The organism is Paenibacillus sp. GYB006 (genome assembly GCF_036577645.1).
Taxonomy (GTDB): domain Bacteria; phylum Bacillota; class Bacilli; order Paenibacillales; family Paenibacillaceae; genus Paenibacillus.
In genome coordinates, this window is record NZ_JARBDA010000001.1 from 441,015 (window position 1) to 454,345 (window position 13,331).

Sequence of the window (13,331 nt, forward strand, 5' to 3'; positions counted from 1 at the left end):
TATAGATTATACAAGGAGGAGAGGTGCAGTTCTTGGAACATCATTTGATCTATGAAGAATCCTTTTGGGGACATGATGTTCGATTAAGACACATTACACAAGGTTCCAATACGCTCGTGGTTTTCTTTCCCGGGCAAAATTATTCTTGTGAACTGCCTGTTCTGTACTACGCTGTTCAAAGCGCTACCTCTCAGGGCATGGATGCCCTGATCTTGGAGTACGGCTTTCAAAGTGCTCGTGTAGCACTGGAGAGAGAACAACGTTCCATCCTTGAAGAAGAAATATTACAGATGGTTAGACGCGCGAGTGAGGGGTATAAGCAGCTCATCTTTGTGAGTAAAAGTTTGGGGACCTTGCTTGCTGGGTACACGGCTAAACATCTCACAAATTACTCGATCCGCCACCTGTACCTAACACCGCTGGATAGTACACTCACGTATATGCAGCATTCGAAAGGTATGGTGATTTACGGGACTAAGGATTCTTTATTTAGTGAAGAGAGCAGAGCAAAGCTCGCTTCTTGTTCCGAACTGAAGGTCCATCAAGTGCTGGATGCAGGTCATGGGCTGGAAACATCAAATCCTAGAAAATCAGCTGAATTAACATCACAGCTAGTAGAAGAATATATTCGTTTTTTTACGTCAATCGAAGAAGAATCATATTCATCATAAAATAGAAAAAGAGAGTGAGCTAAGGGGGTTACCCTTTCGCTGCACTCTCTTTTATTTGAAATTAACGTGCTTGGTAACGTGCGTAAGCATCCTGATGTATCTTAATTACTTCTTCAATACCCATTCCTTTAATGGTCTCAACAAAGGTTTCGTAACTTGTAAGAGGCTCATCACCTAGAATAAATTTCGTAACCATTTCATCAACATAGGTGTTAACCTGACCCATGATTTGGGCTTCTTTTCTTGCTTCATCTTCCGTTTTACGCAGATTAGGAAGAGCCATTGCATAATCTGCTTGCATCCATGCATTATTTGCATCTTTTTGCTGATCAAATGTCATCAGTGCGTCAAGATAACGCGTATCTTGGTTCATTGGTCCATCCATAATAGAAAGTGCATAACTAGCAAGTGCTTGGTCATAGGTCAGTCCATCTGGGTTTTTAAGAATCGTATCTGTAAATTCGATAGCGTCGCCATTACGAGTGTAACTTTCATTCTCAATACCGAAGTTAAAGAGATCATGTCCTTCCGGACTGTAGTTATAATCCATCCACTGGACAATGGCTTTCAGTTTGTCTTTGTCCGCAGAAGTAGTGATGGCTTCACCATAACTTAATACTTTGGTATCAAAACGGAAAGTACTTCTAGATACACCATTCTGATCTTTCGCCCAAGGAGCGCCGACAAGGTTAAAGTTTGGATCTTTTTCAGCCATCATATTAAGATATTTCGCCATACCGCTAAATACACCGCCATAGTAAGAACCGGCTTGGTTATTCGTAATTTTGTAATCAAAAGCTTTTCCGTCATTGGTCATGACTTCTGGATCGATCAGACCTTCTTCATACCACTTTCTCATGGTAGTTAAGAATTCTTCGTAACCTGGTTGAATCGGACCATATTCAATCGTTTCTCCATTCAACTGAAAACCTGCAAGGACGCCAAAGGCAGGTGCAAAATCATTCAATTTACTCATGTTACCTGGACCCCAGTTAGCTGTAAAAGGAAGTTCATCTTTTTTGCCGTTGCCATTAGGATCCTGTTCTCTGAATGCTTTTAGTACGGTGTACCACTCGTCAATATTTGTAGGCGCCTTCAGATTTAGCTTATCAAGCCAATCTTGACGCAGAATCATGCCTGTTGTTCCATTAAGCTTTACAGAATCTGTACGTAGATAAGGGAACATAAAGATCGTACCGTCATCGAGTGAAATTTGTTTACGAACTTCTTCATCTTCAGCAATGATTTTCTTTAGGTTCGGAGCATAAAGGTCGATATACTCATTAAGTTTTATAATTCGTCCATCCGCTAGCAGTTTCTCCGGTCCGCCTGATACATCAGCCCAGTTGTAATAAATAATGTCAGGAAGCTGGTTACCTGTGACTAAAAGATTGAATTGATCTTTTTGTTGACCGAGTGGAGGATGTGTGAAATTCACCTTAATCCCGGTGCGTTTTTCTTTTTCCTGATACGCTTTTACATCGCTGAATCCATTGCCTGAAGCGATTTTTCCGTCATTCGCTCTCCAATAATTGATTGTCATTGCTTCATCTACAATGGGAAGAGAAATTTCGGTAATTGCTTGCTCACCCTCAGCTGGCTTCGGCTCCTCCGCCTCATTAGTTCCACTACATCCTGCAAGAAGCCCTGTTGTCATTACCAAACCAAGCATTATAGACATGACCCTCTTCATATAAACCCTCCTTAACAATCTATAGGATAAAGCTGTTACTTGCACCACTTCACATGTAAAGACGATGCAAGTACTTTGCTCTATTCTTTAATGGCTCCAATCAGTGCACCTTGAACAAAATAACGTTGGATAAAAGGATATATCAGCAAAATCGGAAGTGTGGAAACAATGATGGTGGCGTACTTGATGTTTTCTCCGATCGCAAATCCGGTGTCGTTAGCAGAACCCATTGCTTCGGTACTGTTACTAAGCAAAATATCTCGAAGAATGATTTGAATCGGATATAGATCCTGAGATCTCAAGTACAAGAGAGGACCCATAAAATCGTTCCAATGATCAACAGCGTAATAGAGAGTCATTACGGCGATGATCGGCTTGGATAAAGGAACAACGATCTGGAACAGAATTCGGAAGTCATGAGCCCCGTCGATTTTAGCAGACTCGATCAAGGGGAGCGGGATACTCATAAAATTCGTTCTCATGATGATAAAGTTAAAAGTGCTGATGGCTGTCGGCAGAATCATAGCAAGTCTCGTATCCAGGAGACCCAAATTCTGAATGAGTAAGAAGGTAGGAATCATCCCGCCGCCAAAAAACATAGTGAAGGTAATCAATTTCATGAAGAAGCTGCGTCCGTATAAATCAGGTCTTGAAAGAGCATACGCAGCGAGTGTCGTCATCAATAGGTTAAGTGCAGTTCCGACAATAACATAAAACAAAGTGTTCATATAACCACTGTAAATCTTGGGATTCTGAAATACTTTTGTATAAGCTTCTATGGAAAATCCTTCTGGGAGCAGCATGAGCGATCGGCTTGCCAAGAGCTGCTGCGGATCAGATATAGAAGAGTTAAATATGTAGAGCATAGGATAAGCACAAAGTAACATCACGAGAAGCAGCAGAAAAATATTGATAACGTCAAATACATTTTCGCCAAAGGATTTTTTCATGTTGGGTTCACCTCTCTACCACAGACTGGTTTCATTTGCTTTTCTGCTAATGTAATTGGCACCAAGCAGTAAGGCGAAATTAATGACGGAGTTGAACAAACCAATTGCGGTGGAGTATGCCTGATCGCCAAGAAGCATCCCTTGCCTATATACAAAAGTAGAAATAACATCTGATGTCTCATACGTAGCAGCGGTTTGCATAAGTAAAATCTTCTGGAAATCTGCGTTCATAATACTGCCCATCCGCAAAATAAGCAGGATGATAACCGTTGGCATGATACCCGGCAATGTAATATGTAATAATTGATTCCATCTGCCTGCGCCGTCCATCCTTGCAGCTTCATATTGCTCTGAGTTAATGCCAGCGAGTGCTGCGAGGAATAGAATGGAGGCCCATCCTGCACCTTGCCACACATTAGAGAGAATATACATAGGACGAAACATGTCTTTATCGGTAAAAAACATCATCGCCTCAAAACCGAAGAATTCTCGGATTATATTAAATAGTCCACCGTCTAACGATGAGAAGGTTTTCAACATACCTACAACAACGACTACCGAAATAAAGTGAGGCAGGTAGCTGACCGTTTGTACGGCGCTTTTAAAATATCGGTTTCGCACTTCATTTAACAGAAGAGCAAGAATGATCGGTGCGGGAAACCCGATAACGAGACTTAGTAAACTAAGAATTAAGGTGTTGCTCATCAGTCTCCAGAAATTATAGCTTTCGAAGAACATGGTAAAGTTCTCAAAACCAATCCAGTTTCCGCCCATAATTCCTTTTGCCGGGCTGTAACTGCTCTGGAATGATAGGAGGATCCCGTACATGGGTCCATAACAAAAAATAAAGTAGTAAGCTAAAACGGGAACAAGCATTAAATAAATGTACTTATTGCGGCGCCATTCTCTCTTGAAAAAATGCATGGCTCCTTTACTTTGAACCGTCTGTTTCACAGCCAAGGGATTATTCATTCCCATGGTTCTGATTCCTCCCCCTCAGGTACATATAATGAATCGGAAATAAACACTATCAAAATATCTGTGAACATCTGTGTTGTAAACAAAATACTACCGAATAAGCGCTTTCATTGTCAATATTTATTTTTAATGTATATTATTTGATTTAGATTGCCGTTTATTTAAATTAATTTATTATTAATGTAGGATCTTCAATTAACAGTGTTTTATAGCGCTATTTCTTAACGTTTTAAGAGGGTAGTTATAGTAATGGTCGTAAAAAATGATATATTCAGCACAAAAATAAAAAGAAACAAAATGTCTGAAATAAAGAAAAACAGACAAAAAAGAGTGGGAACTCGCCGTTAGACGGATTCCCACCCTAAATTATGGAGTAAATGTTGACCTCTTATCGAGACTGTAAAGCAATCTTTAGCTTATTCATGGCTTCTTCCAGCAAGCGTCTTGAACATGCTACGTTCATGCGCATAAATCCTTCTCCATGTTCACCAAAGTCAGTGCCGCTGCTGAAGACGAGACCGGCTTCATGAAGCAGAAATTGATAGAGTTCTTTATGAGGTATTTGCAGATTGCGAAAATCAATCCACAGCAAATAGGTTGAGTCAGGCAATTTCACTCTTAATTCCGGTAGATGCGTATGAATAAATTCTGTAACATATACCATATTTTCATGAATGTACTCCAGGGTCTCTGAAAGCCAAGGTTCACCTTCACGGTATGCTGCTTCCGTTGCCGCAATACCGAAGATATTCATTGAAGAGAGCGCATTTTTTTCAATGATTTTTTTAAACTTCACGCGAAGTTCTTCATTAGCGATCACGACATTTGACGTATGTAATCCAGCGATATTGAATGTTTTGCTTGCGGCAGTACAGATGATAGAGTGCATTTTAGCTTCTTCAGATATCATCGCGTAAGGCGTATGCAGCCCTTCTTTGAATACGAGATCTGCATGAATTTCATCGGAGATGACAATTAGGTCATGCCTAGCAGCAATCTCCATTACGGATTTTAGTTCTTCTTTGGTCCATACACGTCCAATCGGATTATGAGGGCTGCATAATACGAGCATTTTAGCTTTTTCATGTTTTGCAACTTGTTCCAAATGAGCGAGATCCATTTTATAATGGAGCTCATCATGAAGGAGAGGGTTTAACACCAGTTCTCGTCCATGATTAGATGCTAACTTGTGAAAAGGTCCGTAAACAGGAGGCTGTATGATAATGTGATCTCCAGGTTCAGTAAAGGCTTCTACTGCCATATTAAGGGCGGGGACGATACCTGGTGTATAAACAAGCCACTCGGGGCTTACATTCCAGCCATGGCGTTTTTTCATCCAGTCAGCAATGGATTGCTGAAATGAAGCATTGGGTGTGGCATAGCCGAGTATTCCATGATCTGCTACGTCACGTACCGCTCGCAGGACCGGCTCCGGTGCAGTAAAGTCCATATCTGCAACCCACAGCGGAATGGCTTCTTTTACCCCAAAAAGGGATTCCATTCCATCCCATTTCACAGAACGTGTCTCTCTGCGGTTAATCATGCGATGAAGCGGATGATCATGATTAGTCGTATTTTTATCCATTATTTAGTTTCCTCCAACACAATATATAGCATAACAATCCATAATTATTATTATCTAATAAAGTAGGTATGAACGCAATGAGACAGGAGTGGAGGATATAAATGAAACAACGAACGATTGTTTTTACCGGAGGAGGATCTGCCGGACATGTAACGGTGAATTTGGCACTGATTCCTTATTTTCTGCAAAAGGGTGAAAAGGTACATTATATAGGTTCTAGAGACGGTATTGAAAAAGAACTTGTTCAGTCTCTAGAAGAGGTGAGTTATAAAGCAATAGCGACGGGGAAACTACGCCGGTACCTTAGTGTTAAGAATTTGAAAGATCCTTTTCGAGTGTTAAAAGGGGTGGGTGAAGCTTACCAGTACCTTGGGGATGTGAAACCCTCTATTGTATTTTCGAAAGGCGGATTTGTATCTGTTCCCGTTGTTATGGCGGCATGGATGCGTAAAATCCCCGTTGTTATTCATGAATCGGATCTTACCCCAGGTCTCGCTAACCGGATTGCCCTTCCTTTTGCTACCAAGGTATGCACTACCTTTGAAGAAGCGGCAAAACACCTAAAAGGAAATAAGGCAATTCATGTAGGGGCTGTTGTTAGAGAAGAATTGCGGCAAGGCGACAAGGAACGGGCCAGAAGATGGCTTGGTTTTGAGCAAGAGAAGCCGGTACTGTTATTTATGGGTGGCAGCCTCGGTGCGAAGAAGATGAATGATACGTTGCGGACTGTAGCGACCAAACTTACTGGGAAATATCAGATTGTACATCTCTGCGGGAAGGGTCAAGTGGACCTAGAGATGGATTCGGTACAAGGTTACAAGGCATTTGAATATCTTCAGGATGAGCTCCCAGATGTGCTTGCGTTAGCGGATATGGTGATTTCAAGGGCAGGTTCGAATGCAATATTTGAATTCTTAACCTTACATAAACCGATGCTGCTGATCCCATTATCTGAAAAAGTAAGCCGCGGAGATCAGCTGTTGAATGCAAAAGCCTTTGAAACATCAGGATATGCTCAAATTTTATGGGAAGAACATCTTACTGAAGATACCTTGCTGGAATCCATTCGTTTGCTGGATGAGAATAAAGAAAAGATAAGAGCGAAGATGCTGGATTATAATCGACAAGATGCGATATCAGAAATCATCAAAATCATTGAAAATTCACGTTTGAAATAAGTTTTATTTTGTGGAAAAGCAGGGGATTTCTTGTATCTTGACGAATGAATTTAGAATTGATATCTATTCCAATCTATTTCTGGCGAGGGGATGAAGGCGAAGTGAATACACTGCAAAAAAATTCCTTGATTGTGTCTTTTCACGAATGGCATGACTGGTTCCGCAAGTGGAGTATAGAGAAGAATACGCTTTGGGATATCCCGGTTGCAGCTGAGAAATGGACGGTTCGTGAGCTGATTAGTCATATGATGCGCTGGGATCGTTATTTTTGGGAAGGTGCCATATCTTTGATTATTTCTGGAGAAGAGAAACAGCTGCAAATTCAGCATCTGGATTTTGATATATTTAATGAGGCGGCACGTGAACATGCACATACAATTAGTATAGAAGAGCTAGTGCAAGAAACGCTCCATTACCGGGAGCAGATTATCCGCGCGCTTCATGAACTACCTGCTGAGGATTGGACGAAAGAATATAGGGGACTTGATGGCGGACCTTTTACTGTACAAAGTTATGTTGAAGATTTTATTTGGCACGATCGCCATCATATGAAACAACTTGAAGATATGTCTAATTCTTTATAGCGAGGAACGATGTACGATGATTCTGGAAAGTGCCATGCTGTATGTAACAAAAGGGAATGAGTCTGCTTTTGAACAAGATTTTGCGAAGGCATCTACGATTATATCAAGCATGACAGGGTATATTCATCACGAATTGTATAAATGCATGGAGACAGATCATCAGTATCTGCTGTTAGTTCAATGGGAAACACTGGAGGATCACACGATTGGATTTCGAGGTTCGGAAGGTTATCAGCAGTGGAAAGAGATCCTTCATCACTACTATGATCCTTTTCCAGTAGTAGAGCATTTCGTGAAGGTCAGTCTGTAAGTAGTGACCTGGAAAATACAATTTTGAATTCTGCCGCATCAAGGGGGAACACATGTGGAATACACAATCCGGTCCATTGAGAAGGAAGATCCCGTACCGTATGACCTATTACTCCTTGCTGATCCGTCTAAAGCTGTGATAGACAAATACATTCACCGCGGACAGATAAGCGTTGCCGTATCTCATGGAGAAATTATAGGAATTGTGGTGCTGCTGCATACCAGGCCGCAAACTTATGAGATTGTAAATTTGGCAGTGAAAGAGGAATATCAAGGGAAGGGCATAGGAAGAGCATTACTGCGCTATGCAATTGATCATGCAAAGGATCAGGGAGCCTCGACTATTGAGATCGGTACTGGCAATTCAAGTCTGGATCAGCTGGGATTTTATCAAAGAGAAGGGTTCCGAATCACTGGAATTGACCGTGATTTTTTTATTAAACACTATCCTGACCCTATTATAGAAAAGGGTATACCTTGTGTAGATATGCTGCGTCTATCCAAGGAGGTGTAGCATATGATTATTGAGATTCTAGTCATTACTTGTGCAGCTTATACTCCTATTATTTATAGTTTAATCAAAAGAATAAGACGTCTCGAAGAACAGGTCAAAGAGTTGAAGCGGCGAGAAGAAAGCCATCGTAATCCTCCTGCAGGATAGATGGCTTTTTGTTTTTTTTGATTGCTATGCTATAAATCAGGAATTTCAATCGTCACTTCTTTTTTTGCGGCTGAGGAACGGAGAACGCCGTCAATGATCGCCTGATTATATAAAATTTGCTCACCCGGTATGGGAGCTGGCAACCGTTTTTGAATTGCATTAGCATAGTCAAAAATCTTTGCATGAAATAAATTGATCTGATGATGTTGAATGGGAAGGGGACTTTCTGTATGATGACCAGCAATGTCGTGATACAGCGTCATACTGCCGATTCGGCCTTCCCAGCCTCCGCTCCAAGGACCGCTTCCTGAAGGAGTGACTTTTAAACCGGCATCGGTTCCAAGAAACATCGTGGGTCCGAGTGTATCCATATGCATAGCCCAGGAGATTTTGTAGCTTAACAAAATATCGCCTTCTAATCGCACCATCGCTGCACCAAAATCTTCTACGTTAAACATATTTGCTTCTGGGTGATATTTTGGATTTGTGCCAAAATAATTGGAGGTATAGGCAGATACCGTAAGCGGCTTAGGATAACCTAGCGCATGGAGAACCATATCTAGAGAATAGCAGCCAATGTCCGCCATAGCCCCAGCTCCGGCAAGATCCTTTCTGATGAATGTACCACCAGGCATACCGCGTCTTCGGCCACCGCCTGCTTCGGCAAAGTATACCTTTCCAAGCTGTCCATCTTGAATCAGGCTGCGAATGGCCTGCATATTTGGATCGTATCTGGGTTGAAATCCGACAGTAAGCATCTTTCCCGAGCGTTTAGAGGCCTCAACCATTTCAATAGCTTGATCAAGTGTTACAGACATCGGTTTCTCTACCATGACATGTTTTCCTGCATTCAGTGCATCAATGGTAATATTGTAATGGGAGAAGTTCGGTGTACAGATGCTGACACCATCTAAGTCCAGTTCCAGCAGATCAAGATGATCATCATAAGCTTTTGCCATAGGCAGATTCGTTTGTTCTATGAATAAGGATGCTTTGCCTGGAATAATATCCGCAACGGCTACAACCTCTACATAGTCAAGTTGTTTATAGGCATTTGCATGAGCTCTTGCAATACCTCCGCTTCCAATGATTCCGATTTTAATTGTACGTTCCAAGCATCATTCCTCCTTTACCAAATCCATCGATTAATGAAATTACTCTTGCCTTATGGTTACCACAATGTGGCGGAATGAAACCAATGTTTTTATATTTATTCTTGTTAACAAGAATATAATTCTACTCCGCAGGGGGAAGAAACTCCGAATCGTAAAAACGTTAGCTCAACTTTAACAGTTGGCTAAAAAGTATAAAATCCATTCAAATCGTGAAAAGTGGGGTACTATAGGTATAGTAACTTCCTTTTGATGAGAGAAGATTTTCATGATCTTTGTCTTCTTACTCGTTATTTGGTAGAATCAATAATTGGTGTATTGATACGTAAAAAACGATTCATCTAATTAATGCATCAATTACCTTTAAAATTGGAAATGCTCTTCGCTTCAAATGTTTATAGAATAGAATTAGGAATTACAACCATCCCTTGGGATCGGTAGAATAATTAAATGAGGTGACCGCCTTGGGCTAACATGAGCATCAGTTTACATCTACTATATGAAATAAAGAAACTCACCTTTCTAGTGTGAGTGCCCGTAATTCATGGAATATGTAGTAATGTAATGAAAGATGAGGATGACCAAAGAGCGATTCATTACTGAAGTTAATTCATATTCTCTTCATATTAACGAATTATAATATGTTTTTAATTGATTAGATTTTTATATGGTATTCCGTCCTGGAACAATCCAAAATAATTGACGGAGGGAACATTTATGGCTAACGAAGATGGCAATATGCAAAGCCCTTGGAAAGCTTATTACGGACCTAATATGGGTTATGTTCAAGAACAGTACGAAATTTATACAGTTAATCCGGATTCGGTAGATGCTGAATACCGTTTACTTTTTGAGCAATGGGGACCTCCTCCTGAAGAGGAAATAACAAGTAATAATGAGACGGGGAGTACAGTTGCTTCCGGTGTAGCTGATATCCACCTTTTAAGGAAAGCGGTTACAATAGGTGAATTAGTACAAAATATACGACGATTCGGTCATTTAAAAGCGAATATTGATCCTCTTGGAATCAGTGAAAATACAGATACAGATCTACTATCTCCTGGGCATTTCGGTCTTAGCGAGCAGGATCTAAGATCATTGCCGGCCTCTATTGTTTGGGAGAATGCAGACCAAACTACCAAAACAGCTCTAGACGCTGTTACACGTCTAAATGAATTGTATACAGGGCCGATCGCTTTTGAGTTCACGCATATTCAGGACGAAGAAGAACGAAAGTGGCTTAATGAATATATCGAGTCGGGCAAATTACAAGAGGGACTTAAGGAAGAAGAACGAAAAGCACTTTTAAAACGTTTGGTAGAAGTAGAACAGTTTGAACAATTCTTGCACAAGACATTCGTCGGACAAAAATGGTTTTCTATCGAAGGCAATGACATGCTTGTCCCTATGCTTGACTCTTTTATTGATACGATGATGGATGCAGGTTCAAGTCATATCTTAATGGGGATGGCTCATAGGGGAAGACTCAATGTTCTTGCACATGTTCTTGGAAAACCTTACGGCAAAATCTTCTCCAAGTTCCATCAAGCGATCAACAAGGATCTTGTTCCTTCGGAATCATCTTCTGGTGTGAACTTTGGATGGACGGGTGACGTAAAATATCATTTAGGTGCCACACGCACGCTTAAAAAAGCGGATAACATTCAGGCCAAAATCACTCTTGCGAATAATCCGAGTCACTTGGAGTATGTGAACCCTGTCGTTCAAGGTTTCGCTCGTGCTGCTCAAGAAGATCGCAGTGAGTCTGGTTATCCTAAACAGGATGTGTCCAAAGCCGCAACGATTCTAATGCATGGTGACGCTGCTTTCCCTGGTGAGGGTATCGTAGCTGAAACTTTGAACTTCAAAGCGCTGAAAGGCTACCAGAATGGCGGAACACTTCATGTTATCGTAAATAATCGAGTAGGTTTTACAACGAACAGCGATGACTCACGGTCTACGCTTTATTCTAGCGACTTGGCAAAAGGTTATGAAATTCCGATTGTCCACGTTAATGCGGATCATCCTGAAGCATGTGTTGCTGCGATGAGACTTGCATCGGCGTACCGTAATCGTTATAAGAAAGACTTTTTAATAGATCTGATTGGTTATCGCCGTTATGGTCATAACGAGACCGATGATCCGGAAACAACACAACCTACCGTGTATGCAAAAGTTAAAAAACATGCATTAGTAACTGAATTGTACGCTGAGTATCTTAGCCAAAAGGGAATTTCATCCGATCTTCTGGCTGAGTATCGCGCAGAAGCGCAGCGTGTCCTGAAACAGGCTTACGAGGAAGTAAAACAAGGAACGGTAAGTCATGAAGAAGTTCATGGTAAAGTGGATGCCGGCAGCAAACGTCTGGATCGACCAGAACGTATGACCAATATGCCGACGGGGGTACCGTTAGACAAACTTCGTGAGATCAATTCGGAATTACTGAAATGGCCGGAAGGATTCAAGGTGTATCCGAAGCTGCAGAGGATTCTACAGCGTCGTCAGAATGCTCTGGATGAGGGAGAAAAGGTAGACTGGAGTTTGGCTGAAACATTGGCCTTTGCTTCCATCCTTGCGGATGGCAAACCAATTCGAATGACGGGTCAAGATGCACAGCGTGCAACCTTTGCCCATCGTAACCTGGTTCTACATGATACGGAGACAGGCAAAGAGTACAACATGCTGCACCGTCTGCCGCAAGCTAAAGCGTCGTTTGCTCTTCATAACAGTCCTTTATCAGAAGAATCTGTTCTTGGATTTGAGTATGGATATAATGTCTTTTCTCCAGAGACGCTTGTCATCTGGGAAGCACAATTCGGTGACTTTGCGAACTGTGCTCAAGTTGTCTTTGATCAGTTTATATCTTCTGGCCGTTCAAAATGGTCTCAGAATTCGAGTTTGGTTATGCTTTTACCTCACGCAAGTGAAGGACAGGGGCCTGAACATACAAGTGCAAGATTAGAGCGTTTCTTGCAGATGAGTGCGGATGATAACTGGATCGTTGCCAATCTCTCAAGCAGTGCGCAATACTTCCACTTACTTCGTCGCCAAGCTGCCTTGACGGAAACAGAAGATGCAAGGCCGCTCGTACTCATGTCACCGAAGAGCCTCATTCGTAACCCTAGAGTAGCATCGCCAGCTAAGCTGCTTAGCGAAGGCAGTTTCCAGGCAGTACTCGAACAACCTAACCTTGGTATACAGTCTGAGGGAGTTGGACGCGTATTGTTATGCAGCGGCAAAATAGCTATTGATCTAGAAGAGGCGATTGATAAGGATAAGGAAAAAGACTGGTCCTGGCTTCATATTATCCGTGTAGAACAGTTATATCCATTCCCTGAACAGGAGATTAAACGGATACTAGCTAGATTCCGCAATCTGAAAGAACTCGTATGGACTCAGGAAGAACCTAAAAATATGGGAGCCTGGACTTATATGGAACCGAAACTTCGCGGTCTTGCACCAGAAGGTGTTAAGGTGGAGTATGCGGGACGTACCGAGCATTCGAGCCCAGCTACGGGATTCCAGCACGTTCATATCCAAGAACAACAACAAATTCTCGCTAAAGTATTGAAACAAAATTCGAAGAAAAACATACCACTGGGGAGGTAGC

The 13,331-nt window shown here is 41.6% G+C and carries 12 protein-coding genes; 7 read left to right on the forward strand and 5 right to left on the reverse strand.

Features of this window, described 5'->3' with window-relative positions; all coding sequences use genetic code 11:
• Positions 1 to 32 precede the first annotated feature (32 nt).
• Positions 33 to 671, forward strand: a complete 639-nt coding sequence (locus PV403_RS02225; protein WP_332083465.1) for a hypothetical protein — start codon at positions 33 to 35, stop codon at positions 669 to 671.
• Positions 672 to 732: 61 nt separating this feature from the next.
• Here PV403_RS02225 and PV403_RS02230 read toward each other — a convergent pair whose 3' ends face one another.
• The 4 genes from PV403_RS02230 to PV403_RS02245 all read right to left on the reverse strand — a co-directional run bounded on the left by PV403_RS02230 (position 733) and on the right by PV403_RS02245 (position 5,877).
• Positions 733 to 2,364 (reverse strand): extracellular solute-binding protein, encoded by a 1,632-nt coding sequence (locus PV403_RS02230; RefSeq protein ID WP_213531970.1) that lies wholly within the window; start codon positions 2,362 to 2,364, stop codon positions 733 to 735.
• An 80-nt stretch (positions 2,365 to 2,444) separates the two neighbouring features.
• Positions 2,445 to 3,314, reverse strand: a complete 870-nt coding sequence (locus PV403_RS02235; protein WP_160032066.1) for a carbohydrate ABC transporter permease — start codon at positions 3,312 to 3,314, stop codon at positions 2,445 to 2,447.
• Positions 3,315 to 3,329: 15 nt separating this feature from the next.
• Positions 3,330 to 4,286, reverse strand: a complete 957-nt coding sequence (locus tag PV403_RS02240) for an ABC transporter permease (RefSeq protein WP_213532232.1) — start codon at positions 4,284 to 4,286, stop codon at positions 3,330 to 3,332.
• A gap of 394 nt (positions 4,287 to 4,680) precedes the next feature.
• Positions 4,681 to 5,877 carry a MalY/PatB family protein gene (locus tag PV403_RS02245; protein WP_332083468.1) on the reverse strand — a complete coding sequence of 399 codons (1,197 nt, stop codon included), beginning with the start codon at positions 5,875 to 5,877 and terminating at the stop codon, positions 4,681 to 4,683.
• A gap of 101 nt (positions 5,878 to 5,978) precedes the next feature.
• Here PV403_RS02245 and PV403_RS02250 point away from each other — a divergent pair, with 101 nt between their 5' ends.
• The 5 genes from PV403_RS02250 (at position 5,979) to PV403_RS02270 (ending at position 8,609) form a co-directional block, all read left to right on the forward strand.
• The gene (locus tag PV403_RS02250; protein ID WP_332083469.1) at positions 5,979 to 7,055 is read left to right on the forward strand and encodes an undecaprenyldiphospho-muramoylpentapeptide beta-N-acetylglucosaminyltransferase; all 1,077 of its coding nucleotides are present in this window, start codon (positions 5,979 to 5,981) and stop codon (positions 7,053 to 7,055) included.
• Positions 7,056 to 7,156: 101 nt separating this feature from the next.
• On the forward strand, positions 7,157 to 7,639 hold the full coding sequence (locus PV403_RS02255) for a DinB family protein (RefSeq protein WP_332083470.1): 483 nt from the start codon (positions 7,157 to 7,159) through the stop codon (positions 7,637 to 7,639).
• A 16-nt stretch (positions 7,640 to 7,655) separates the two neighbouring features.
• Complete coding sequence (locus PV403_RS02260) at positions 7,656 to 7,949, forward strand: antibiotic biosynthesis monooxygenase family protein (protein ID WP_332083471.1); 294 nt, start codon at positions 7,656 to 7,658, stop codon at positions 7,947 to 7,949.
• 54 nt (positions 7,950 to 8,003) lie between these two features.
• Complete coding sequence (locus PV403_RS02265; protein WP_332083472.1) at positions 8,004 to 8,462, forward strand: GNAT family N-acetyltransferase; 459 nt, start codon at positions 8,004 to 8,006, stop codon at positions 8,460 to 8,462.
• A gap of 3 nt (positions 8,463 to 8,465) precedes the next feature.
• The gene (locus tag PV403_RS02270; protein WP_332083473.1) at positions 8,466 to 8,609 is read left to right on the forward strand and encodes a hypothetical protein; all 144 of its coding nucleotides are present in this window, start codon (positions 8,466 to 8,468) and stop codon (positions 8,607 to 8,609) included.
• A gap of 29 nt (positions 8,610 to 8,638) precedes the next feature.
• Here the strand turns inward: PV403_RS02270 and PV403_RS02275 are convergent, their stop codons facing one another.
• The gene (locus tag PV403_RS02275; protein ID WP_213531976.1) at positions 8,639 to 9,724 is read right to left on the reverse strand and encodes a Gfo/Idh/MocA family protein; all 1,086 of its coding nucleotides are present in this window, start codon (positions 9,722 to 9,724) and stop codon (positions 8,639 to 8,641) included.
• 714 nt (positions 9,725 to 10,438) lie between these two features.
• Between PV403_RS02275 and PV403_RS02280 the strand changes: the two genes are divergently transcribed.
• Positions 10,439 to 13,330, forward strand: a complete 2,892-nt coding sequence (locus PV403_RS02280; RefSeq protein ID WP_332083475.1) for a 2-oxoglutarate dehydrogenase E1 component — start codon at positions 10,439 to 10,441, stop codon at positions 13,328 to 13,330.
• Position 13,331: the final 1 nt, after the last annotated feature.

Excerpts from the sequence above, each read along its gene's own strand:
- PV403_RS02250 (WP_332083469.1), top strand. The coding sequence starts at position 5,979 with ATGAAACAACGAACGATTGTTTTTACCGGAGGAGGATCTGCCGGACAT.
- PV403_RS02235 (WP_160032066.1), bottom strand. The coding sequence starts at position 3,314 with ATGAAAAAATCCTTTGGCGAAAATGTATTTGACGTTATCAATATTTTT.
- PV403_RS02270 (WP_332083473.1), top strand. The coding sequence starts at position 8,466 with ATGATTATTGAGATTCTAGTCATTACTTGTGCAGCTTATACTCCTATT.
- PV403_RS02280 (WP_332083475.1), top strand. The coding sequence starts at position 10,439 with ATGGCTAACGAAGATGGCAATATGCAAAGCCCTTGGAAAGCTTATTAC.
- PV403_RS02230 (WP_213531970.1), bottom strand. The coding sequence starts at position 2,364 with ATGAAGAGGGTCATGTCTATAATGCTTGGTTTGGTAATGACAACAGGG.
- PV403_RS02260 (WP_332083471.1), top strand. The coding sequence starts at position 7,656 with ATGATTCTGGAAAGTGCCATGCTGTATGTAACAAAAGGGAATGAGTCT.
- PV403_RS02245 (WP_332083468.1), bottom strand. The coding sequence starts at position 5,877 with ATGGATAAAAATACGACTAATCATGATCATCCGCTTCATCGCATGATT.
- PV403_RS02240 (WP_213532232.1), bottom strand. The coding sequence starts at position 4,286 with ATGAATAATCCCTTGGCTGTGAAACAGACGGTTCAAAGTAAAGGAGCC.